The organism is Burkholderia sp. 9777_1386, assembly GCF_015712265.1.
In the GTDB taxonomy this organism is placed as follows: domain Bacteria; phylum Pseudomonadota; class Gammaproteobacteria; order Burkholderiales; family Burkholderiaceae; genus Burkholderia; species Burkholderia cenocepacia.
Window position 1 is genome coordinate 16,811 of sequence record NZ_JACCQB010000052.1, and the last position, 21,975, is coordinate 38,785.

A 21,975-nucleotide genomic window follows, 5' to 3' on the forward strand; every position below is an offset into this window, starting at 1 on the left:
CGGCGACGCAGGTCGCGCCGCCCGCCTGCTCAATGCGAATGGCTCGGCACGTCCGCGCCGCGCGTGCCGACCAGGAAGTCGAGGTCGCACCCCTCGTCCGCCTGCAGCACGTGATCGATATACAGCCGCGCGTAGCCGCCCTTGCCGAGCTGGCCGGCCACGCCCGGCGCCGCGGTCGGATCGACGTCGGACAGGCGGCGCTGCAACTCTTCATCCGGAATGTCGAGATGCAGCGTGCCGGCCTCGCAGTCCAGTTCGATCCAGTCGCCGTTGCGCACCGCGGCGAGCGGCCCGCCAGCGGCCGCTTCCGGCGCGACGTGCAGCACGACCGTGCCGTACGCGGTGCCGCTCATCCGCGCATCGGAAATCCGCACCATGTCCTTCACGCCCTGGCGCAGCAGCTTCGGCGGCAGCCCCATGTTGCCGACCTCGGCCATGCCCGGATAGCCGCGCGGCCCGCAGTTCTTCAGCACCATCACCGAGCTCGCGTCGACGTCGAGCGCTTCGTCGTTGATCGTCGCCTTGTAGTGGTCGAGGTTCTCGAACACCACCGCGCGGCCGCGATGCTTGAGCAGTTCGGGGCTCGCCGCCGACGGTTTCAGCACCGCGCCGCGCGGCGCGAGATTGCCGCGCAGGATGCAGATGCCGCCGTCCGCGATCAGCGGCCGGTCGAGCGGACGAATCACCTCGTCGTCGTAGTTCGGCGCTTCGCGCACGTTGTCCCACAGCGATTTGCCGTTGACCGTCAGCGCGTCCGGGTGCGGCAGCAGCCCGCCTTCGCCGAGCCGGCGCAGCACGGCCGGCAGCCCGCCCGCGTAATAGAACTCCTCCATCAGGAAGCGCCCCGACGGCATCAGGTCGACGATCGTCGGCGTGTCGCGGCCGATACGCATCCAGTCTTCCAGTTCGAGCGGCACGCCGATGCGGCCGGCAATCGCCTTCAGATGGATCACCGCGTTGGTCGAGCCGCCGATCGCCGCATTCGCGCGGATCGCGTTCTCGAACGCCGCACGCGTCAGGACCTTCGACAGCACGAGCCCTTCGAGCGCCATCTCGACGATGCGGATGCCCGACATGTGCGCGAGCACGTAGCGGCGCGAATCGACGGCCGGAATCGCCGCGTTGTGCGGCAGCGCGACGCCGAGCGCCTCGGCCATGCACGCCATCGTCGACGCGGTGCCCATCGTGTTGCAGGTGCCGGCCGAGCGCGACATCCCGGCTTCGGCCGACAGGAAGTGATGCAGGTCGATCTCGCCGGCCTTCAGCGCTTCGTGCAGTTGCCACACGGCCGTGCCCGAACCGATGTTCTTGCCTTCGAGCTTGCCGTTGAGCATCGGGCCGCCCGACACGACGATCGCCGGCACGTCGCAGCTTGCCGCGCCCATCAGCAGCGCGGGCGTCGTCTTGTCGCAGCCGGCGAGCAGCACGACCGCGTCGATCGGGTTGCCGCGGATCGCTTCCTCGACGTCCATCGACGCGAGGTTGCGCGTGAGCATCGCCGACGGCCGCAGGTTCGATTCGCCGTTCGAGAACACCGGGAACTCGACCGGGAAGCCGCCCGCTTCCGAAATCCCGCGCTTCACGTGCTCGGCGAGCTTGCGGAAGTGCGCGTTGCACGGCGTCAGTTCGGACCACGTATTGCAGATGCCGATGATCGGCCGGCCGTCGAATTCGTGATCGGGAATGCCCTGGTTCTTCATCCAGCTCCGGTACATGAAGCCGTTCTTGTCGTTCGTGCCGAACCATTGGGCGGAGCGCAGCCTGGGTTTTGTTGCCGACATCGTCAGTCCTGTGGTGACGGGATACCGGCGCAGTCTAGGCAGAATTTTGATAACTGGCTAATGACGTTTTTGGCGATTACGATATCGATTCCGATATCGATATAAACCCGTACGATGACCGAAGCCAGTCCGTGGGGAAACCGCGCCCGCCTGAAGACGCGCCAGTTGCTGCTGGTCGTCGCGCTCGCCGACGAAGGCAGCATCCACCGCGCGGCGGCCGCGCTGAACATGACGCAGCCGGCCGCGTCGAAGCTGCTGCGCGAACTCGAGGAATCGATCGGCGCGGTGCTGTTCGAGCGTCTGCCGCGCGGGATGCGGCCGACGCTGTACGGCGACGCGCTGATCCGCCACGCGCGCGCGGCGCTCGGCAGCCTCGACCAGGCACGCGAGGAGCTGGCCGCGCTGAAGGCCGGCCATCTCGGCCACGTGGCGGTGGGGGCGATCACGTCGCCGGCCCTGCGGCTCGTGCCGCCGGCCGTCGCCGCGGTGAAGGGCACGCATGCGGGCCTGCACGTGTCGGTCGAGATCGACACCAGCAACGTGCTGCTCGAGCATCTCGCGCAGGAAAAGATCGACATCGTGCTCGGCCGGCTGTCCGCCGAACACGACAAGCTGCGCCTGCGCTACGAGCCGCTGACCGGCGAATCGGTGGCCGCGGTCGTGCGGCCCGGCCATCCGCTGCTCGCGCAAGCGCCGCTGGCGCTCGCGGACGTACAGCGCGCCGCGTGGGTCGTGCCGCCCGCCGGCAGCGTGCTGCGGCACCGCTTCGAACTCGTGTTCCAGCGCGCGAGCCTCGCGCCGCCGGCGAACCTCGTCGAAACGTCGGCGCTGCTGTTCATCACGCAACTGCTCGAACAGAGCGACATGATCGCGGTGCTCGCCGAGGACGTGGCGCGCTACTACGCGCGGCACGGGATCGTCACGATGCTGCCGCTGGAGATGGATTGCCGGATGGACGATTTCGGGATCATCACGCGCACCGACCGGCTGCATTCGCCGGCGGTGACGGTGATGGTCGAGGCGATTCGGGCCGCGGCGCGGGAGGTTTATGGGGTCGCGCTGTGACGACGCAGCCGCGGTTTTCTACGCCGCGGCAACCTCGATCACCGGCTCGCACCGAATCGGAAAATTGACCGAATTCGCGATATAACACTTCGCATGCGCATCGTGATGCAGCTGCGCCGCGCGTTCACGATCGTCGCCGGCCCGGATCGTCACCTGCGGGCGCAGCACGATTTCAGTGAAGCGACCCGCTTCGGCGCCGTCGAGCATCGTGCCTTCCGCATGGTCGACATAGGCCAGCACGCGGATGCCGGCTTCCGAACACAGGTGCAGATACCACAGCTTGTGGCACGCCGATGCCGACGCGAGCAGCAGGTCTTCAGGGTTCCAGCGCGCCGCGTCGCCGCGAAACGCCGGGTCCGACGAGCCGGGAATATCCGGCTTGGAGCCTGCGCGGATCACATGATCGCGCCCGTACTCGCGATACCCCGACGTGCCGGTGCCACGATTGCCCGTCCACTCCACTGCGACGCGATACTGGTGTTCGCCCGATGCCATCTCGCTCTCCATTGATGTCGGTTGCCTCGACCGGGCCGGACGCCGTTGCGTGAAGCCCGCCGATGGTCGCCATTGTGGCACTGGATGGCCGTTTGGTATACCATTATTCCAAAATGACGAAACAGGCAGGCATGGAAGCCAAACTCGACTCCACGGCGGACGCGATCGCCGCGTCGCTGCGCGACATGATCATCAACGGCGAACTGGCGGCCGGCGAGCGGCTCGTCGAGCGCGATCTGGCCGAGCGCTTCGGCATCAGCCGGATTCCGATGCGCGAGGCGATCCAGCGGCTGGAACGCGAGGGCTTGCTCGACATCTTCCGGAATCGCGGCGCCGTCGTGCGCATGCTGAGCGCGTCGGACGTGCAGGAAATCTACGATCTGCGCGTGCTGCTCGAAGGCGATGCGATCTACCGCAGCGTGAAGCGGCTCGACGACGAAACGCTCGCCCGCGCCGAACTCGTGCATCGGCTGCTCGGCGATGCAACCGTGCCACGCCGGCAAGGCGAACTGAACCGCGAATTCCACGCGTTGCTGTATTCGCGCTGCGGCAACGCGCGGCAGTTGAAGTCGATCGCCGAACTGCGCGGCCAGGTCGAACGTTACGAGCGCCTGCAGGCCACGCTGCTCGCGGATACCCCGTCGTTCCAGGTCGAACACGACGATATCCTGCAGGCGTGCCTCGAACGCGATGCCCGCGGCGCCCGCGCGATGACCGTCGCGCATCTCGATTCGGCCCGGCGCATCGTGCTGCGGCTCGTCGAAGGCGGCTGAAGCCGGCGGGCTACCGCTCGCGTTTCGTCATGCCGCGCGCGGCACCGGCCCGGTCGTGCCGCGCACCGTCAGCGTCGGCAGCGACGCGACCCGCACGCGCGACGCGTCGTCGCCCTGCCCGCCCGCCTCGCGCAGCGTATTGAGCAGCTCGACTGCGAGGCCGGCCGCTTCGGCGGTGGGGATCGCGACGGTCGTCAGCGTGGGCCGCGTGTCGCGCGCGAGATGAATGTCGGTGATGCCGACGATCGACAGATCGTCGGGCACGCGCCGGCCACGATCGGCCGCCGCATGCATCGCGCCGATCGCCGGCAGGTCGTTGGTCGCGACCAGCGCGGTCAAGCGCGGGTGCGCATCGAGCAGCCGGCCCGCCGCACGCAGCCCGCCTTCGATCGAATCACGCTCGGCCGCGACGATCGACGCGTCGAGCCCCGCATCGCGCATCACGTCGACGAAGCCGTCGTAGCGCGCCGCCTGCACGCCGCTCGCCGCGCCGCCGACGATCACGCCGATTGTCTCGTGACCGAGTTCGAGCAGATGCCGCGTCGCGATCCGTCCCGCCTCGCGGAAATCGATCGCGACGCACGGCAACCCATCGGGCGGCGCGTCGGGCCGCTCCCACAGGCACAGCACGACCGGCACGCCACGCCGCGCGACGTCGAGCAGGTCCGGCAGGTGCAGGTTCGCATTGGTCACGAGAATCCCTTCGGAGATCGTGCCGGCGATCTGGTCGAGATACGCGCGCCCCTGCAACGGATCTTCGTTCGTATTGCAGACGATCAGGAACTGCCCGTTGCGGCGCACCGCGCGCTCGACCGCCAGCGCGAACTCCGGATAGAACGGGTTCGCGATGCTCGATACCATCAGCGCGACCGTCGGCGCGCGCCCTTCCGCCAGCGCCCGCGCGGCGAGGTGCGGCCGATACCCGAGCGCGTCGACCGCTTCGAGCACCCGCGCCCGCGTCGCGTCGCCGACCCGGCCGCGATCGCGCAGCACGTTCGACACCGTCGCGGCCGTCACGCCGGCGCGGCGCGCCACTTCATCCAGAGTTGCCATCGTTTGCTCACTATATGAGACGTCGATCCAGTATTTGCTTCGCTCACCGAAGCGGCGCACTATCGCCGGACACCTTGCCGCCCGACCGACGGGCGCGACTCGGCCGCGATCGCATCGCCCCTTTTTTTGATCGCGATGATTAAGCGCTTAATCAAGCAGTACGGCGCATTAGAACATGGAGCGGAGACAATGGCGAGCATCTCGATGCGACGCGTGCAGAAAGCCTACGGCGAGCACGCGCCGGTCATTCGCGACGTCGATCTGGAGATCGGCGCGCACGAGTTCTGCGTGTTTCTCGGGCCGTCCGGATGCGGGAAGTCGACCCTGTTGCGCATGATCGCCGGGCTCGAGGATCTGAGCGCGGGCGAGTTGTCGATCGACGGCCGCCGCGTCGACGACGTGCCGGCCGCCGAGCGCGGCGTCGCGATGGTGTTCCAGAGCTACGCGCTGTTTCCGCACATGACGGTGTACGAGAACATGGCGTTCGGGCTGAAGCTCGCGCGCGTGCCGAAAGCCGAGATCGACCGGAAGGTGCGCGACGCCGCGCGCATCCTGCAGCTCGACACGCTGCTCGAACGCAAGCCGAAGGCGCTGTCGGGCGGCCAGCGGCAGCGCGTCGCGATCGGCCGCGCGATCGTGCGCGAGCCCGGCGTGTTCCTGTTCGACGAACCGCTGTCCAATCTCGACGCGGCGCTGCGCGGCCAGACCCGCATCGAGATCGCGCGGCTGCACCGGCAGTTCGAACGCGCGAGCGTCGTCTACGTGACGCACGACCAGACCGAGGCGATGACGCTCGCCGACAAGATCGTGCTGCTGCACGCCGGCGCGGATACCGCGCAGCACGGCAGCATCGCGCAGGTCGGCGCGCCGCTCGACCTTTACCACCACCCGGCCAGCCGCTTCGTCGCGGGCTTCATCGGCTCGCCGCGGATGAACTTCCTGCCGGCCGTCGTGACTGCGTGCGACGCGCAGCGCACGACCGTCAAGCTGGTGCCGTCCGGCGAAACCTTCGCGCTGCCGCGTGACGGCTCGGCGCTGGGCGCCGGCGCCGCCGTGACGCTCGGCGTCCGTCCCGAACACCTGACGCTCGGCGCCGCGGCCGACGCAACGACGCTCGCGCGCGACGTCGCGCTCGTCGAACGCCTGGGCGAACAGACCTACGTGCACCTCGATTCGCCCGGCCTGCCCGACGCGACGCCGCTGATCGCGAAGGTGCCCGGCGACGCGCAGGTGCGCACCGGCGAACGCGTGCACGTGCACGCGCCGGCCGCGGCCTGCCACCTGTTTACCGAAGACGGCCGCGCGGTGCCCGCGTGCGCCGACGTCCACGTTCACCACTACGCATAAGGATCGGCATGCGCCTCGGAGTCTGCTACTACCCGGAACACTGGCCGGAATCGATGTGGGCCGACGACGCCCGCCGGATGAAAACGCTCGGCATCGAGCAGGTGCGGATCGCCGAATTCGCGTGGAGCCGCATCGAGCCGTCGCCGGGCGAATACGACTGGGGCTGGCTCGACCGTGCGGTCGACGTGCTCGGCGCGGCCGGCCTCGAGATCGTGATGTGCACGCCGACCGCGACGCCGCCGAAATGGCTGGTCGACCGTCATCCCGACATCCTCGCGATCGGCGCGGACGGCCGGCCGCGCGCGTTCGGCTCGCGCCGCCACTACGATTTCTCGTCGCCGACCTATCTCGAAGCGTCGCGCCAGATCTGCACGGCGGTCGCCGAGCGCTACGGCCGCCATCCGGCCGTGCGCTACTGGCAGACCGACAACGAGCTCGGCTGCCACCAGACCGTCGTCAGCTACTCGCCGGCCGCGCTCGTGCGCTTCCGCGAATGGCTGAAGGCGCGCTACGGCACGATCGACGCGCTGAACCGTGCATGGGGCACCGTGTTCTGGAGCATGGAGTATCGCCATTTCGACGAAGTCGACGCGCCGGTGGGCACCGTGACCGAAGCCCATCCGTCGCATCGCCTCGACTACCGACGCTTTGCGTCCGACGAGCTCGCGCGCTATCACCGGATGCAGGTCGACGTGATCCGCGCACACTCGCCGGGCCGGCCGGTCGCGCACAACTTCATGCAGTTGTTCACCGAGTTCGATCACTACGAGGTCGCCCGCGACCTCGACATCGCGACGTGGGACAGCTACCCGCTCGGCGCGCTGGAGGAGCAATGGTTCGCGCCCGACGTGAAGGCGCGCTGGCTGCGCACCGGCCATCCGGATTTCGCGTCGTTCAATCACGATCTGTATCGCGGCATGTCGAAGCTGCCATTCTGGGTGATGGAACAGCAGCCGGGGCCCGTGAACTGGGCGCAGTGGAACCCCGCGCCGCTGCCGGGCATGGTGCGGCTGTGGAGCTGGGAGGCGTTCGCGCACGGCGCCGGCTGCGTGTCCTACTTCCGCTGGCGGCAGGCGCCGTTCGCGCAGGAACAGATGCACGCGGGGCTGCACACGCCCGACGACAAGCTCGACGAAGGCGGCCGCGAAGCGCAGCGCGTCGCGCGCGAGATCGCGACCGTGCACGACGCCGGCGCGGATGCGGACGGCGCGGTGCGCGCGCCCGTTGCGCTGGTGTTCGACTACGAGGCGAAGTGGCTGTTCGAAGTGCAGCCGCAGGGCGCCGATTTCCACTACCCGCGTTTCGCGTTCGAGTACTACTCGGCGCTGCGCGCGCTCGGCCTCGACGTCGACATCGTGTCCGCGCACGCGCCACTCGACGGCTACCGCGTCGTCGTGGTGCCACCGCTGCCGATCGTGCCGGACGATTTCGCGTCACGACTCGCCGCATCGGGCGCCCATGTGGTGTTCGGACCGCGCACCGGCTCGAAAACCGTCGACCTGCAAATTCCGCCGGCGCTGCCGCCCGGCCCGCTCGCGTCGATCCTGCCGGTACGCGTGTGGCGCGTCGAATCGCTGCGGCCGAACCTGACCGAACGGATCGACGGCACGCTGCGCGACGGCTCGCCGCTCGCGGGCGCGGCGCGCCACTGGCGCGACTTCGTCGAACTGCACGACGACACGCGCAGCGTCGTGCATGCGCGCTTCGCCGACGGTCATCCCGCCTGCGTGTCGCATGGCGCGCTGCATTACTGGGCCGCGCTGTTCGACGACGCGACCACCATGCGCCTGTTCGCCGATGTCGCGGCCGAAGCGGGCCTCGCGCCGACGCCGCTGCCCGACGGCGTACGCGTGAGCCGCCGCGGCGGCCTGACCTACGTGTTCAACTACGGCAGCACGCCGCACACGATCGACGCGGTACCGCCGTCGGCGTTCGTGTTCGGCGCCGCGCAGGTCGGACCGCAGGACGTAGCCGTGTATCGAAGCCGTTCGTAACCCCTCACCGGCGCCGTGACGCGCCGGGCACGCACAACGACACACAGGACTGGAGACACCATGACACATCGCCCCCTTCGCGCCGCCGCCCGGCTCGCCACGGCCGCCGCGGTCGCCTTCGCGTCGCTCGGCACGACGGCGCCCGCCGATGCCGGCACGCTGACCATCAACATCGCGTTCAAGGGCGCGAGCCAGCGCGCGGTCTGGCAGTCGACGATCGAAGCGTTCCACAAGGCGCATCCCGACATCGACGTGAAGCCGACCTTCGTCGACGAGGAAGCGTACAAGGTGCAGCTCCCGGCGTGGCTCACCACCGTCGCGCCGGACGTCGTGAACTGGCACGCGGGCGAACGGATGGCGTACTACGCGAAGCGCGGGCTGTTCGAGGACCTGAGCGGCGACTGGACGAAGAACGGCTGGGATGCGATGTATGCGTCGACGCGCAGCGCGTCGTCCTATAACGGCAAGCAGTACGCGGCGCCGACCGTCTACTACTCGTGGGGGCTGTTCTACCGCAAGGACCTGTTCCGCAAGGTCGGCATCGCCGACGAGCCGAAGACGTGGGACCAGTTTCTCGATGCGTGCAAGAAACTGAAGGCGGCCGGCATCACGCCGATCGCGATCGGCGGCCGCGACGCGTGGACGCTCGCCGGCTGGTTCGACTATCTCGACCTGCGCCTGAACGGCAACGCGTTCCATCAGCAACTGATGGCCGGCGACGTGCCGTACACCGACCCGCGCGTGAAGAAGGTCTACACGACGTGGAAATCGCTGATCGACTCGGGCTACTTCATCGACAACGCGCTGTCCTACGATCTCGACGGCGCGCAGCCGTTCCTGTTCCAGGGCAAGGCCGCGATGATGCTGATGGGCACCTTCATCGCGGCCGGTTTCCCGCCGAACGTGAAGCCGGAAATGGGTTACTACCGCTTTCCGATCATCGACCCGAAGGTGCCGACCGCCGAGGACGGCCCGGTCGAATCGCTGCACATCCCGACCAAGGCGAAGAACAAGGCCGATGCGCACACGTTCCTCGCGTTCGTCGAAACGCCCGAGATGGGCGCGAAGCTCGCCGAAGGGCTAGGCTCGCTGTCGGCCAACAGCAAGTCGCCCGAGCCGGCCGATCCGATCTCGCGCATCGGCTTCCGGATCCTTGCCGACACGAAGGGCGGCGTCGCGCAGTTCTACGACCGCGACATGACCAAGGAAATGGCCGACGAAGGGATGAAGGGCATGCAGCAGTTCCTCGCGAATCCCGCGCAGCTCGATACGGTGCTCGCGCAACTCGAACAGACCCGCAAGCGGATCTACAAGAAGTGACCGCGTGACCCAACCGGCGGCCGCGCGCCGCCGTGTCCGTTCAGGAGGCTTGCCGTGTCCAGTCCGATCACGTCCACCCCGCCCGCCGGCACCGCACCGCCGCCGCGCGGCCCGTCCACCACCGCGTTGCCCGCGCGCCGGCCGTCGCCCGCCGTGCGGCGGCAACGGCGCGCCGCGTGGCTGTTTCTCGCGCCGGCCTGCGCAATGGTTGCCATTTATGTGATCTGGCCGATCCTGTCGACGTTGTGGCTGAGCCTGTACAACTGGGACGGGATGACCGAGCGCACCTTCGTCGGGCTCGCGAACTATGCTGAGCTGCTGCAGGCGCCGACGTTCTACACCGCGCTGCGCAACAACGTGATCTGGCTCGTGCTGTTCATGCTCGCACCGCCGCTCGGCCTCGCGCTCGCGCTGTACCTGAACCAGGCGGTCGGCGGCATCCGGCTCGTGAAGTCGCTGTTCTTCGCGCCGTTCGTGCTGTCGGGCGTGGTCGTCGGGCTGATCTTCTCGTGGTTCTACGATCCGACTTTCGGGCTGCTCGCGCTCATCGCCGGGCACGGCATCCCGGTGCTCGGCGACGCACGCTATGCGACGCTCGGCGTGGTGTTCGCGGCGCTGTGGCCGCAGACGGCGTACTGCATGATCCTGTACCTGACCGGCCTCACGTCGATCAACCCGGAACAGATCGAAGCCGCGCGGATGGAAGGCGCGCGCGGCTTCGCGCTGCTGTGGCACGTCGTGCTGCCGCAACTGCGGCCAACCACCTTCATGGCGATCGTCGTCACCGTGATCGGCGCGCTGCGCAGCTTCGACCTGATCTCGGTGATGACGGGCGGCGGCCCGTTCGAAAGCTCGACCGTGCTTGCGTATTACATGTACGACCAGGCGATCAAGTACTACCGGCTCGGCTATTCCGCGTCGATCGCGGTCGTGCTGTTCGCGATCATGCTGGTCTACATCGTGTTCCAGTTGCGCCGCATGCTGCGCAACGAACAGTGACCTTTCGGGAGCCCACTCATCATGTTTCCGACACCCGTTGCCCACTGGAAGCCGGTATCGCGCCGGCTGTACAAGCTGTCGCTGCCCGTCGCGCTCGTGATCTGGCTGCTGCCGATGATCGCGGTGTTCGTCACGTCGGTGCGCTCGACGGAGGAACTCGTCGAAGGCCACTACTGGGGCTGGCCGCGCCGCTTCGCGATGATCGAGAACTATCGCGATGCGCTGACCACGTCGCCGATGCTGCATTACTTCTGGAACAGCGTGCAGATCACCGTGCCGTCGGTCATCGGCTCGATCGCGCTCGCGGCGATGGCCGGCTTCGCGCTCGCGACCTACCGGTTTCGCGGCAATACCGCGCTGTTCGGCACGTTCGTCGCCGGCAACTTCGTGCCGGTGCAGGTGCTGATGATTCCGGTGCGCGACCTGTCGCTGCGGCTCGGCGTGTTCAATACCGTCGAAGCGCTGATCCTGTTCCACGTCGCATTTCAGACGGGGTTCTGCACGCTGTTCCTGCGCAACTTCATCAAGCAGCTGCCGTTCGAGCTGATCGAGGCGGCGCGCATCGAAGGCGCGGGCGAATGGACGGTGTTCTGGCGGATCGTGCTGCCGCTGATCCGGCCGGCGCTGGCCGCGCTCGCGATTCTCGTGTTCACGTTCGTGTGGAACGATTACTTCTGGGCGCTGTGCCTTACGCAAGGCGACGAGGCGGCGCCGATCACGGCGGGCGTCGCCGCGCTGAAAGGTCAATGGACGACTTCGTGGAACCTCGTCTCGGCCGGGTCGATTCTCGCCGCGCTGCCGTCGGTCGCGATGTTCTTCGCAATGCAGAAGCATTTCGTCGCGGGGCTCACGTTCGGCGCGACGAAAGGCTGAACGCGCGCCGCTCGCGTTTCGAATCTCCCCCTCCGCATCGTGAGGTTGCCCGCTTCGGCGGGCTTTTTTCATGCTTTGCAGATTGGGGCGATGTCGGTTGGCGACCTTGGCCCGCCATCCAGGCTCCAATGCCGCCAACCGATTAAACGCGCAGCTGACTGCCGGTTTCGACGCGCCTGGACGTCTGGGCACGACTTTGCTCGACATCGATTCGGCTACGCGTACTTGTCGCCGACCGTACTGCGAATCGGATGGGTGTCGTAGACGATGATCATTCGTTCGATGAGCCCCGCGACGTCGAACTCGAATACGTCGACGCACTCGAAGCGCGCCGCCGAGCCGTCTTTCAGGCCCCAGTCGTAGATGAAGTAACCGGTCGCACGGCGAGCGCCACTCGTGCTGACGCAGATATCGATCGGCGTAATCCTGCTTTCTCCCGACGCGGCAGCGACCTTCGAAAAGAAGGGCTCAGGCTGCATCCAGCCGAGAAATGGCGAGAAAATCCGCGCGTCCGGCGTAAATAGCGCGCAGATGGCGCCGACATCGCCTCGCTCCAGTTCCCGAAGGTAGGCGCGAACCTGTTGCGTATATAGTGATCCCGACGTTGAGCCCAAGACTATCCTCCGATCATTCGTTGACGACCCCGTTCACTCGCAAGAACAGGGCATCCGGTAGACGCACGATAGCGACGCCCCGATGACCGAACAATCGAAAAATTTGCAACCCGGGTATGCGGCGCATGCATATCCGCTGGCCGACCTGACGCGGCCGCTCCCGCCGTTGGCGGCGATTCAGTCGTTCGTCGCCGCGGCACAGCTGGGCAGCGTCAGCAAGGCGGCGGACCACCTATGCCGGACGCCAGGTGCGGTCAGCCGCCAGATACAGCAGCTGGAAACGCATTACCGATGCGCACTCTTCGTGCGCCACGTATCGGGGCTGACGTTGACGGCGGAAGGGAATGCACTGCTGACGGTCGCGGTCAACGTGCTCACGCAATTGGTTCGGCACGCGGACGTCCATGCACGGGCGACCTCGGTGCTCACGTTGAAGTTGCCTTCCACGTTCGCCGTTCGCTGGCTGCTCCCGCGGCTGCCGGACATCCAGCGCGCGATGAGCGGAACGGAGCTTCGTATCTCGACATCCGCGGACGACACGCCGGATTTCACGACGTCCGACGTCGATGCCGTCGTCGTGCGCGGCACGGGGCAATGGACCGGTATGGAGGCGATCCCGCTGTTTGCCGAGATGCTCACGCCGATGTGCGCGCCCGCCTTGGCAACCTCACTGCGATCCGTTGCCGACCTTGCGCAGGTCGAATTGCTCCATCCCGGGCCCAGCCACGCGGAATGGAAGTGCTGGCTCGATCATGTCGGGGCACGCCAGGTCGATGCGGGACGCGGACTCGTATTCGATACCCTCGAATTGACGCTCGCGGCATCGATGGAAGGACACGGCGTTGCAATCGGCGACCCGCGAATGGCAAGAGACCGGCTCCGCGCCGGATCGCTGGTGACGCCGTTCGAGGACGTGGCTCGAGACGGCCTTTCGTACTTCCTCGTCTATCCGCCCCAACGTGCGGCACAACCGAAAATTCGGGCCCTCGCCGACGTCTTGCTGCGACTTGCGCGAGAAGACCGATAGGCGAGCATCCGATACCCGGGTGGAATCGACATGCTCGAATGACCCACCCACAGTACCGGCGAATGACGGGCCTGTCAGAGATCGCCGCGCACTTCACCGGTTCCCAGCGCGCTCCGCTGGCGGTTGACCTCCGCCCACAGCGCATCGCTGTCGTCCTCGCGCAGCACGATCATGCAGTCCAGTTGATCGTCGGTCACGCCGAAGTATTCGAGGATTTCTTGGCGAACCCCATCGATGAAGTGCGCGTATTCCGGCGTTGCCTGCGCCTGAGCATGCAAGGCGTCGTACTCGGCATCGTCCACGCCGCCGCCGTGCTCGTCGATATAGCGCGTGATCCACTGGTCCCGCTCGTGGTCATAATCGGCCTCGGCGCGCATTGCTTGCACGGCCGTGTACAAATCCAGTTGGGCAAACGCGGCGATCGCCGCCGTTGTCGCCTCGTCGAATGTCGTCGTCATTCCCTCTCTCACTTCAGTCATCGCACATCGTCGGTCACGCCGGGAAGGCCGGGTCGCGGCCGGTTTCAGGTCGGCAACGAGAAAACCGGCCGCGCTGCTTCCAACCATCCGCATTCGTCCACTGCATCGGACGATTCAATCGTCTCGGCACCCCGGACAGGAAGATTCGGCCTACCTGGACGGTTTGCCCGGTTTGCCGCGCCCACCGGCGGATTTCCCGGCGGGCTTCGCCGCCCCCGCCTTCCCGGCTGGCTTGCTGCGCGGCTTCTGCACGCTGAACGGGCTGCCGATGGTGTAGTCCGGACCTTTACCGGCACCAGCGGCCGTCGCATGCTGCGCCCCCGGCTTGCGCCTGCCGTCGTTGCTCGGCGTATGCGGCTTCTTGCCCGGCGTTTGCCTCGCGACCGGCGCGGCTTGCGGCACCTTGGGCTTCTTCGGCTTTTTCGGTTTCTTGATGATCTGGCCCGTCGCGCTGGTTTCCGGCACGCGATGCTCGGCTTCGAAACCCGGCTCTTCTTCGCGCCGCAGCGTCTGCCGGATCAGCGCTTCGATCGCGGCCAGTTGCGGCGCTTCATCGGCGCACACGAGGGATACCGCCACGCCGCTGGCGCCCGCGCGGCCGGTGCGGCCGATACGGTGCACATAGTCTTGCGCGACGATCGGCAGATCGACGTTGATCACGAGCGGCAGATCGTCGATATCCAGTCCGCGCGCCGCCACATCGGTGGCGACCAGCATCTGCACTTCGCCCGCCTTGAAACGCTCCAGCGCCCGCAAACGCGCGGGTTGCGGCTTGTCGCCGTGGATCGTGTCGACCGCATAGCCGGCTTTCTCCAGCGTCACCGCCAGATAATCGACGCCATTGCGGGTCTTGACGAACACCAGCGCGTGCTCCCACTTGTTTTGCGCCACCAGATGCATGAACAGGTCCGGCTTGTTCCGCTTGTCGACCGTCACCACCCATTGCTTGATCTTGCTGGCCGTGGCGTTGGGCGCGCTGACGCTGATATCGACCGGGTTGCGCAGAATGCCCGCCGCCATCGTGCGGATCTCGTCGGAGAACGTGGCGGAGAACAGCAATGTCTGGCGCTTGGCGGGCAACGCGGCAAAGACCGCGTCGAGTTCGCGCGCGAAGCCGAGATCGAGCATGCGGTCGGCTTCGTCGAGCACCAGCGTCTGCACCTGATCGAACTGCACCGCGTTCTGGCGATTGAGGTCGAGCAAGCGGCCCGGCGTCGCCACGAGCACGTCGACGCCCTTGCGCAGCTTCATCATCTGAGGATTGATGCTCACCCCGCCGTAGGCGGCCAGAAACCGCAGATCGAGGCCCTTGCCGTATTCGACGAAGCTTTGCAGCACCTGTTCGGCCAGTTCGCGCGTGGGCACCAGCACCAGCACGCGCGCGCGGTTGCTGGATACCGCCGGGCCGTGTTGCACCAGCCGTTGCAACAGCGGCAGCGCAAAACCGGCCGTCTTGCCGGTGCCGGTCTGGGCCGCGGCCATCACGTCCTTGCCGCCGAGCACGGCGGGAATCGCCTTGGCCTGCACCGGCGTGGGTGTCTGGTAATTGAGGCCCTGCAGGTTACGCAGCAACGGCTCGATCAGGCCAAGCGAGGCAAAAGACATGGACGTATTCCGGGCGAAAACCGCAATTCTAGCGGTTACCGCGCCGGTTGCGCCCCGCCCGCGCCGCCGCGCAGCCGCACGTCCACCGCCCCGATATTCTTCTCGTGCGCGACCAGCATCAACGACAGCGCATGGTGAATGTCCGGATCGGCGAGCGTCGGCAGCAAGGTCTGCAGCTTGCGCACGACCCAGCGTTGGCCGCGATTCAGGAACGCCATCCGCTCCGCCAGATCGTCGATCGCCATCGCCTTCTCGTAGAACGCGCCGGTCGCGCGCGTCGGCACCGCGTCGAGCGACCGGATCGCGTCGACGAGCACGCTGCACCAGTGCGCCTCGTCCTGGCGGATACGGGCGATCAGCCGATGCAGCTCGGGATCGTCGGTCACCTCGGTCGCCGTCTCGGACGCGACGCGCGCACCCGCGCGCTCGGCTTCCAGCAATTCATCGAGCGTAGCCAGCAACGCGGCGCGGCGCTCGTGTTCGCGCTCGTCGACGGCGCCGGCCAGCGTCGCCGTGCCGCCTTTGTCGAGTATCGCGGCCGCGCCGGCGACGATCCGCTGCAACACGTCGCCGGCCATCTCGACCGCCTCGATCCGCCCCGCGCCCGCGCCCGCATACAGCGCCATCGCCTCGACATCGCCGGTCATCGTGCGCAGCGGCGAATCGGTGCTGAACAGATAGATCGGCCGCCCTTCCTCGTCGCCGATCACGGTCCGCGCGTCGCCGGACGGATCGCCGCGTTCGCCGCGCGTCACGCTCGACGGCAGCACGCGCACCCTCGCGCCGCGCGGCCAATTGATGTGGAAGATGTCGGTCAGCAGCGTGTCGCCTTCGTGCGCCTCGACGATGCGCTGCTTGTGATACGCATGCGCGAACGATTCGTGGGTCGCGATGAAGGCCGTGCCCATCACCGCGCCCTGCGCGCCGAGCGCCATCGCGGCCGCCACGCCCGCACCGTCGACGATCCCGCCCGCCGCGAGTACCGGCACGTTCGCGGCACCGATCACGTCGGGCAGCAACGCGGCAAGCGGCCGGTCGCCGCGGACATGGCCGCCCGCCTCGCGCCCCTGCACGATCAATGCCTGCGCCCCGGCCGCTTCGGCCGCGCGCGCATCGTCGAGCGAGCCGACCTGATGCACCACGCACACGCCCGCGTCGCGCAGGCGCCGCACGACGGCCGGCATCACGTCCCAGAACAGCGCGACGACGGGCACGCCCAGCTCGACGCATGCGTCGAGCTGGGCATCGAGCAGATCGGGCGGCGTCGACGCGGGAATCAGATTGATGCCGAACGGGCGATCGGTCGCCGCGCGTACTCGCTGCACTTCGCTGCGGATCAGCGCAACCGGCTCGCGCACCATGCCGAGAAAGCCGAACCCGCCGGCCGCGCTCACGGCGCTCGCGAGCTCCGCGCGCGCGACACCGCCCATGCCCGCGAGCACGATCGGCCAGGTGCAGCCGAGCAGGTCGCAGACGGGGCGATGCAGGATCTGGATGGCGCGGGCGTCGTGCCCGTCGCCACGCGTCGGAATCGACATGCAGCATCCTCCTGTCAGAAGCGGGATCGGTGGCGTATCACGCTCGACGGTACGCCGTACGTGTTGCATCCACGTGCACGAGCGATGCCAAGCCGCGCACCGAATATATCACATTGTGACATATTCGATCGTGAGGCCGCAGCGTCAGCGCACCAGGCGTGATTTACATCAACGTGCAGGCGAGCCACCGCCCGTTCACGTCCACCCTTCGAGCCGCAACGTCGAACGCACGAGCCGCTGCTCCTCCTGCTCGATCTCGCGCAGATAGTCTACGCACTGACGGATATGTTCGCTCGCGGCCTTGCGCGCCTGGTCGGGCAGCCGCCCCGTGACCGCGTTGTAGAGCCGCGCGTGCTGACGGTCGATCTGCTTTTTCAGCGGTTCGCGGTGATAGAGGTTGTTCACCGACGCGAACACCGAGCTGAGCAGCAGGTCGGTCAGCGACTGCAGCGTATTGACGAGCACGGGGTTGTGCGACGCCTCGCAGATCGCAAGATGAAACGCGTGGTCGAGTTTCGCGCGCGCGGCGGGATCGAGATCCTGCGCGTCGGCCGCCGTCATTTCCTCGTAGCGGCGCCGGATCAGGATGAAATCGGCCGGCGTGCCGCGCAGCGCCGCGAGCCGCGCGGCCTCGGCCTCGAGCATTCCGCGCACCTCGAACAGGTCGTACAGCGTACGCGGCTGCGAGCCGAGCAGATGCATCATCGGCGTGATCGCACGCTGCGGGGTCAGGCTCGCGACGAACGAACCCTTGCCGTGCGTCGTATCGATGATCCCGCGCGCGTGCAGCAGCTTCATGCCTTCGCGCACGGCCGTGCGCGACACGCCGAGCTTCTCGGTCAGCCGCCGCTCCGACGGCAGCGCCTGCCCGGCCTTCAGCACGCCGTCGACGATCAACTGCTCGATCCGCTCGGCGACGACGTCGGCCACGCGTCGCGCCGGCCCTTCCCGCTCCTGCATTTCCATACTGGTATGACCACTTTGGACAGATGACGCCGATTTTCGCACAAAGCCTTGTTGTCGTTGGGTTTTACCGATCATTCAAGAACGCAGGATCGATCGCTTATCAAAAACTGGTATGACCACCTTAGCGACGTCTGGACATGCCCGCGCGGGCCGCCAAGAATCCTGTCCTTCCGGCGTGTCGCGCCTCGCGCGGCCGCCCGCATGGTGGAGACGAACCAATGAGTTTCATCTACGACGAACGGATCGACGGGCCGCTGGCGACCGTCGACCGCGCCACCCTCGTCGCCGCGCTGCACGCGGCGGCGCCCGGCCTCGACGTGCTGCACGAACGCGAGGCGCTCAAGCCGTTCGAATGCGACGGGCTGGCCGCGTACCGCACGGTGCCGCTCGCGGTCGTGCTACCCGACACGGTCGACCAGGTGCGCGCGGTGTTGCGCGTCGCAGCCGCGCACGGCGTGCCGGTCGTCGCGCGCGGCGCGGGCACCGGATTGTCGGGCGGCGCGATGCCGCTCGAAAAAGGCATCCTGCTGGTGATGGCGAAGTTCAACCGGATCCTCGACATCGACCCCGATGCCGGCATCGCGCGCGTGCAGCCCGGCGTGCGCAATCTCGCGATCTCGCAAGCCGCCGCGCCGCACGGCCTCTACTATGCGCCCGACCCGTCGTCGCAGATCGCGTGCTCGATCGGCGGCAACGTCGCCGAGAACGCGGGCGGCGTCCACTGCCTGAAATACGGGCTCACGGTGCACAACATCCTGAAGGTCGAGATCCTGACGATCGACGGCGACACGCTCACGCTCGGCGCCGACGCGCTCGATGCACCGGGCTTCGACCTGCTCGCGCTGTTCACCGGCTCCGAAGGAATGCTCGGCATCGTCACCGAGGTGACGGTGAAGCTGTTGCCGAAGCCGCCGAGCGTGAAGGTGCTGATGGCGAGCTTCGACGACGTCGCCGAGGCGGGCGCCGCGGTCGCGCGGATCATCGGCGCGGGCGTGATCCCTGGCGGCCTCGAGATGATGGACAACCTCGCGATCCGCGCGGCCGAGGACTTCATCCACGCGGGCTATCCGGTCGACGCGCAGGCGATCCTGCTGTGCGAGCTCGACGGCGCGGCCAGCGACGTCGACGAGGATGCCGAACGCGTCGCCGCGCTGCTGCGCGACGCGGGCGCAAGCGAGATTCGCGTCGCGCGCGACGAAGCCGAGCGCCAGCGCTTCTGGGCCGGCCGCAAGAACGCGTTCCCGGCGGTCGGCCGGATGTCGCCCGACTACTACTGCATGGACGGCACGATCCCGCGCCGCGAGCTGCCGCGCGTGCTCGAAGGGATCGCCGCGCTGTCCGCCGAATACCGGCTGCCGGTCGCGAACGTGTTCCACGCGGGCGACGGCAACATGCACCCGCTGATCCTGTTCGATGCGAACCGGCCCGGCGAGCTCGACCGCGCGGAAGCGCTCGGCGGCAAGATCCTCGAGCTGTGCGTCGCGGCGGGCGGCAGCATCACCGGCGAGCACGGTGTCGGGCGCGAGAAGATCAACCAGATGTGCGTGCAGTTCAACGCCGACGAAATCACGTTCTTCCACGCGGTGAAGGCCGCATTCGATCCGCAGGGGCTGCTCAATCCCGGCAAGAACATCCCGACGCTGCACCGCTGCGCCGAATTCGGCGCAATGCACGTCCATCACGGCAAGCTGCCGTTTCCCGAACTGGAGCGCTTCTGATGCGACGCGACATCGAATCCATCGACGACAGCGCGGCGCTCGTCGCGCAGGTCGACGCGGCGATCCGCGATCGCCAGCCGCTGCGCATCCGCGGCGCCGGCACGAAGGCGTTCGTCGGCCGCCCGGTCGAAGGCCGCACGCTCGACGTGCGCACGCATCGCGGCATCGTGTCGTACGACCCGACCGAACTCGTGATCACCGCGCGCGCGGGCACGCCGCTCGCCGATCTGGACGCGATGCTCGACGCGGCCGGCCAGATGCTGCCGTGCGAGCCGCCGTCGTTCGGCGGCGCGGCCACCGTCGGCGGCATGTTCGCGGCGGCGCTGTCGGGCCCGCGTCGTCCGTGGGCCGGCGCGGTGCGGGACTTCGTGCTCGGCTGCCGCGTGATCACCGGCCACGCGAAGCATCTGCGCTTCGGCGGCGAAGTGATGAAGAACGTCGCGGGCTACGACGTATCGCGCCTGCTGGCCGGCAGTTTCGGTTGCCTCGGCGTCGTGACCGAAGTGTCGCTGAAGGTGCTGCCGAAGCCGCGCGCGACGTGCGATCTCGCGTTGACGCTTGCGGCAAGCGAAGCCGTGCAGCGCGTCGCCGCGTGGCGTCGCGCGGGGCTGCCGCTCGCGGGTGCGTGCCACGCGAACGGCGTGCTGCGCGTGCGGATCGAAGGCGGCGACGGCTCGGTGAAGGCCGCGCGCGACACGATCGGCGGCGACCGGATGGACGACCGCGGCGACGCATTCTGGGCGCGGCTGCGCGATCTCGCGCTGCCGTTCTTCGACGACCCGCGTCCGCTGTGGCGCGTGTCGGTGCCGGCTGCCGCGCCGCTCGACGCGTGGCCGGGCGCGCAGCTCGTCGACTGGGGCGGCGCGCAGCGCTGGCTGAAAAGCGACGCGGCGCCGGCCGACGTGCAGCGCCTGGCCGCGCAATGGGGCGGCCACGCGACCTGCTTCACGCCGGGCACGACACCTGAGCCGTTCCAGCCGCTGCCGCCCGCGCTGCTGCGCGTACACCGGCAGCTCAAGGCGCAGCTCGACCCGCACGCGATCTTCAATCCCGGCCGGCTCTACGCCGACTTCTGACGCGAACCCGATCCCGACCCGCCGATGCAAACCAATCTCAGCGAAGCAAGCAAGGCCCTCGCCCGGGCCGACGAAGCGGAAGCGATCCTGCGCGCGTGCGTGCACTGCGGCTTCTGCAATGCGACCTGCCCGACCTATCAGGTGCTCGGCAACGAGCTCGACGGGCCGCGCGGCCGCATCTACCTGATCAAGCAGTTGCTCGAAGGCGAGCCGTGCGGCGAACGCACGCAACGGCATCTCGACCGCTGCCTGACGTGCCGCAACTGCGAGACGACCTGCCCGTCCGGCGTGCGCTATCACACGCTGCTCGACATCGGCCGCGCGGAAGCCGAAAAGCGCGTGCAACGGCCGGCGCGCGAACGCCTGCTGCGCGCCGGGTTGCGTCACGTGGTGCCGCGCCCGGCGACGTTCGCCGCGCTGCTGAAGGCCGGCCGCGCGCTGCGCCCGCTGCTGCCCGGCACGCTGCGGGACAAGATCCCGACCGCCGTGCCCGCCGCCGCGCCGCGCCCGGCCGTGCGTCATGCACGGCGCGTGCTGATGCTCGAGGGCTGCGTGCAGCCGTCGCTGTCGCCGAACACCAATGCGGCCGCCGCGCGCGTGCTCGACCGGCTCGGCATCAGCGTGAGCCCCGCGCGCGAAGCCGGCTGCTGCGGCGCGACCGAATATCACCTGAACGCGCAGGATGCGGGCCTTCAGCGCGCGCGCCGCAACATCGACGCATGGTGGCCCGCGATCGAGGCCGGTGCGGAGGCGATCGTGCTGACCGCGAGCGGCTGCGGCGCGTTCGTGAAGGAATACGGCGACCTGCTGCGCTCCGACCCCGTCTATGCGGAGAAGGCGCGGCGCGTCAGCGCGCTCGCGCGCGATCTGGCCGAAGTGATCGCGGCCGAGCCGCTCGAGGCACTCGCCGATGCGACGCCACGGCGCGTCGCGGTCCATTGCCCGTGCACGCTGCAGCACGCGCAGCGCCTCGGCGGTGCGGTCGAGCGCATCCTGACGCGGCTGGGCTTCGATCTGACGAATGTCGCCGACGGCCATCTGTGCTGCGGCTCGGCCGGCACGTATGCGCTGACGCAACCCGACCTCGCGACGACACTACGCGACAACAAGCTCGATGCGCTCGAAGCGGCGCAGCCGGACCTGATTGTCACCGCCAACGTCGGCTGCCAGACTCATCTGAACGGCGCGGGCCGCACGCCCGTGCGCCACTGGATCGAGCTCGTCGACAACCGGCTGGTCACCTGACCACCGC

Annotated in this window: 19 protein-coding genes; 11 read left to right on the plus strand and 8 right to left on the minus strand. The window is 68.1% G+C overall.

What is annotated here, in order from left to right:
* Nucleotides 1-29 precede the first annotated feature (29 nt).
* Nucleotides 30-1,781: an IlvD/Edd family dehydratase gene (locus H0X91_RS28235; protein ID WP_006485093.1), complete on the minus strand. Its 1,752-nt coding sequence runs from the start codon at nt 1,779-1,781 to the stop codon at nt 30-32.
* Nucleotides 1,782-1,895: 114 nt separating this feature from the next.
* On the opposite strand from H0X91_RS28235, the gene H0X91_RS28240 reads away from it, so the two are divergent.
* Nucleotides 1,896-2,846, plus strand: a complete 951-nt coding sequence (locus H0X91_RS28240; RefSeq protein ID WP_006485089.1) for a LysR family transcriptional regulator — start codon at nt 1,896-1,898, stop codon at nt 2,844-2,846.
* 18 nt (nt 2,847-2,864) lie between these two features.
* Here the strand turns inward: H0X91_RS28240 and H0X91_RS28245 are convergent, their stop codons facing one another.
* Nucleotides 2,865-3,341 carry an OsmC family protein gene (locus H0X91_RS28245; RefSeq protein WP_006485099.1) on the minus strand — a complete coding sequence of 159 codons (477 nt, stop codon included), beginning with the start codon at nt 3,339-3,341 and terminating at the stop codon, nt 2,865-2,867.
* Between the two features lie 131 nt (nt 3,342-3,472).
* Between H0X91_RS28245 and H0X91_RS28250 the strand changes: the two genes are divergently transcribed.
* Nucleotides 3,473-4,114: a GntR family transcriptional regulator gene (locus tag H0X91_RS28250; protein WP_171983973.1), complete on the plus strand. Its 642-nt coding sequence runs from the start codon at nt 3,473-3,475 to the stop codon at nt 4,112-4,114.
* A gap of 27 nt (nt 4,115-4,141) precedes the next feature.
* Here the strand turns inward: H0X91_RS28250 and H0X91_RS28255 are convergent, their stop codons facing one another.
* Nucleotides 4,142-5,167, minus strand: a complete 1,026-nt coding sequence (locus H0X91_RS28255) for a LacI family DNA-binding transcriptional regulator (protein WP_048988860.1) — start codon at nt 5,165-5,167, stop codon at nt 4,142-4,144.
* Nucleotides 5,168-5,356: 189 nt separating this feature from the next.
* On the opposite strand from H0X91_RS28255, the gene H0X91_RS28260 reads away from it, so the two are divergent.
* From H0X91_RS28260 to H0X91_RS28280, 5 genes are read left to right on the plus strand one after another with little or no spacing between them, the layout of a single operon-like run.
* Nucleotides 5,357-6,514 carry an ABC transporter ATP-binding protein gene (locus H0X91_RS28260; RefSeq protein WP_058902443.1) on the plus strand — a complete coding sequence of 386 codons (1,158 nt, stop codon included), beginning with the start codon at nt 5,357-5,359 and terminating at the stop codon, nt 6,512-6,514.
* A gap of 8 nt (nt 6,515-6,522) precedes the next feature.
* The gene (locus H0X91_RS28265; protein ID WP_077189863.1) at nt 6,523-8,508 is read left to right on the plus strand and encodes a beta-galactosidase; all 1,986 of its coding nucleotides are present in this window, start codon (nt 6,523-6,525) and stop codon (nt 8,506-8,508) included.
* A gap of 60 nt (nt 8,509-8,568) precedes the next feature.
* A complete protein-coding gene (locus H0X91_RS28270) occupies nt 8,569-9,828 on the plus strand; it encodes an ABC transporter substrate-binding protein (RefSeq protein ID WP_006494289.1) in 1,260 nt (419 codons plus the stop codon).
* 54 nt (nt 9,829-9,882) lie between these two features.
* A complete protein-coding gene (locus H0X91_RS28275; RefSeq protein WP_006494288.1) occupies nt 9,883-10,827 on the plus strand; it encodes a carbohydrate ABC transporter permease in 945 nt (314 codons plus the stop codon).
* Between the two features lie 21 nt (nt 10,828-10,848).
* Nucleotides 10,849-11,700 carry a carbohydrate ABC transporter permease gene (locus H0X91_RS28280; protein ID WP_006482683.1) on the plus strand — a complete coding sequence of 284 codons (852 nt, stop codon included), beginning with the start codon at nt 10,849-10,851 and terminating at the stop codon, nt 11,698-11,700.
* 215 nt (nt 11,701-11,915) lie between these two features.
* Here the strand turns inward: H0X91_RS28280 and H0X91_RS28285 are convergent, their stop codons facing one another.
* Nucleotides 11,916-12,314, minus strand: coding sequence for a nuclear transport factor 2 family protein (locus H0X91_RS28285; protein WP_171983974.1), 399 nt, complete (start codon nt 12,312-12,314; stop codon nt 11,916-11,918).
* A gap of 82 nt (nt 12,315-12,396) precedes the next feature.
* Here H0X91_RS28285 and H0X91_RS28290 point away from each other — a divergent pair, with 82 nt between their 5' ends.
* The gene (locus H0X91_RS28290) at nt 12,397-13,341 is read left to right on the plus strand and encodes a LysR substrate-binding domain-containing protein (protein WP_196433548.1); all 945 of its coding nucleotides are present in this window, start codon (nt 12,397-12,399) and stop codon (nt 13,339-13,341) included.
* A 74-nt stretch (nt 13,342-13,415) separates the two neighbouring features.
* Here H0X91_RS28290 and H0X91_RS28295 read toward each other — a convergent pair whose 3' ends face one another.
* The 4 genes from H0X91_RS28295 to glcC form a co-directional block, all read right to left on the minus strand.
* On the minus strand, nt 13,416-13,799 hold the full coding sequence (locus tag H0X91_RS28295) for a hypothetical protein (RefSeq protein ID WP_006493972.1): 384 nt from the start codon (nt 13,797-13,799) through the stop codon (nt 13,416-13,418).
* 171 nt (nt 13,800-13,970) lie between these two features.
* Complete coding sequence (locus H0X91_RS28300) at nt 13,971-15,425, minus strand: DEAD/DEAH box helicase (protein WP_196433549.1); 1,455 nt, start codon at nt 15,423-15,425, stop codon at nt 13,971-13,973.
* Between the two features lie 35 nt (nt 15,426-15,460).
* The gene (locus H0X91_RS28305) at nt 15,461-16,963 is read right to left on the minus strand and encodes a nitronate monooxygenase (RefSeq protein WP_062885075.1); all 1,503 of its coding nucleotides are present in this window, start codon (nt 16,961-16,963) and stop codon (nt 15,461-15,463) included.
* A gap of 195 nt (nt 16,964-17,158) precedes the next feature.
* Nucleotides 17,159-17,929 carry a transcriptional regulator GlcC gene (glcC, locus tag H0X91_RS28310; protein WP_006483542.1) on the minus strand — a complete coding sequence of 257 codons (771 nt, stop codon included), beginning with the start codon at nt 17,927-17,929 and terminating at the stop codon, nt 17,159-17,161.
* Nucleotides 17,930-18,147: 218 nt separating this feature from the next.
* Between glcC and glcD the strand changes: the two genes are divergently transcribed.
* Genes glcD through glcF form a run of 3 tightly spaced genes read left to right on the plus strand, consistent with a single transcriptional unit; the run spans nt 18,148 to nt 21,968 of the window.
* The gene (glcD, locus tag H0X91_RS28315) at nt 18,148-19,647 is read left to right on the plus strand and encodes a glycolate oxidase subunit GlcD (RefSeq protein WP_006483541.1); all 1,500 of its coding nucleotides are present in this window, start codon (nt 18,148-18,150) and stop codon (nt 19,645-19,647) included.
* On the plus strand, nt 19,647-20,723 hold the full coding sequence (gene glcE / locus H0X91_RS28320) for a glycolate oxidase subunit GlcE (protein WP_048988870.1): 1,077 nt from the start codon (nt 19,647-19,649) through the stop codon (nt 20,721-20,723). Before glcD ends, glcE begins: the two co-directional genes overlap by 1 nt.
* 24 nt (nt 20,724-20,747) lie before the next feature.
* Nucleotides 20,748-21,968 (plus strand): glycolate oxidase subunit GlcF, encoded by a 1,221-nt coding sequence (gene glcF, locus H0X91_RS28325; protein ID WP_196433550.1) that lies wholly within the window; start codon nt 20,748-20,750, stop codon nt 21,966-21,968.
* The last annotated feature ends 7 nt before the right edge of the window (nt 21,969-21,975 follow it).

Excerpts from the sequence above, each read along its gene's own strand:
- H0X91_RS28290 (WP_196433548.1), top strand. The coding sequence starts at position 12,397 with ATGACCGAACAATCGAAAAATTTGCAACCCGGGTATGCGGCGCATGCA.
- H0X91_RS28240 (WP_006485089.1), top strand. The coding sequence starts at position 1,896 with ATGACCGAAGCCAGTCCGTGGGGAAACCGCGCCCGCCTGAAGACGCGC.
- H0X91_RS28280 (WP_006482683.1), top strand. The coding sequence starts at position 10,849 with ATGTTTCCGACACCCGTTGCCCACTGGAAGCCGGTATCGCGCCGGCTG.
- H0X91_RS28260 (WP_058902443.1), top strand. The coding sequence starts at position 5,357 with ATGGCGAGCATCTCGATGCGACGCGTGCAGAAAGCCTACGGCGAGCAC.
- H0X91_RS28265 (WP_077189863.1), top strand. The coding sequence starts at position 6,523 with ATGCGCCTCGGAGTCTGCTACTACCCGGAACACTGGCCGGAATCGATG.
- glcE (WP_048988870.1), top strand. The coding sequence starts at position 19,647 with ATGCGACGCGACATCGAATCCATCGACGACAGCGCGGCGCTCGTCGCG.
- H0X91_RS28300 (WP_196433549.1), bottom strand. The coding sequence starts at position 15,425 with ATGTCTTTTGCCTCGCTTGGCCTGATCGAGCCGTTGCTGCGTAACCTG.
- H0X91_RS28235 (WP_006485093.1), bottom strand. The coding sequence starts at position 1,781 with ATGTCGGCAACAAAACCCAGGCTGCGCTCCGCCCAATGGTTCGGCACG.
- H0X91_RS28255 (WP_048988860.1), bottom strand. The coding sequence starts at position 5,167 with ATGGCAACTCTGGATGAAGTGGCGCGCCGCGCCGGCGTGACGGCCGCG.
- H0X91_RS28250 (WP_171983973.1), top strand. The coding sequence starts at position 3,473 with ATGGAAGCCAAACTCGACTCCACGGCGGACGCGATCGCCGCGTCGCTG.
- H0X91_RS28295 (WP_006493972.1), bottom strand. The coding sequence starts at position 13,799 with ATGACGACGACATTCGACGAGGCGACAACGGCGGCGATCGCCGCGTTT.
- glcD (WP_006483541.1), top strand. The coding sequence starts at position 18,148 with ATGAGTTTCATCTACGACGAACGGATCGACGGGCCGCTGGCGACCGTC.
- glcF (WP_196433550.1), top strand. The coding sequence starts at position 20,748 with ATGCAAACCAATCTCAGCGAAGCAAGCAAGGCCCTCGCCCGGGCCGAC.
- H0X91_RS28270 (WP_006494289.1), top strand. The coding sequence starts at position 8,569 with ATGACACATCGCCCCCTTCGCGCCGCCGCCCGGCTCGCCACGGCCGCC.
- H0X91_RS28245 (WP_006485099.1), bottom strand. The coding sequence starts at position 3,341 with ATGGCATCGGGCGAACACCAGTATCGCGTCGCAGTGGAGTGGACGGGC.
- H0X91_RS28305 (WP_062885075.1), bottom strand. The coding sequence starts at position 16,963 with ATGTCGATTCCGACGCGTGGCGACGGGCACGACGCCCGCGCCATCCAG.
- glcC (WP_006483542.1), bottom strand. The coding sequence starts at position 17,929 with ATGGAAATGCAGGAGCGGGAAGGGCCGGCGCGACGCGTGGCCGACGTC.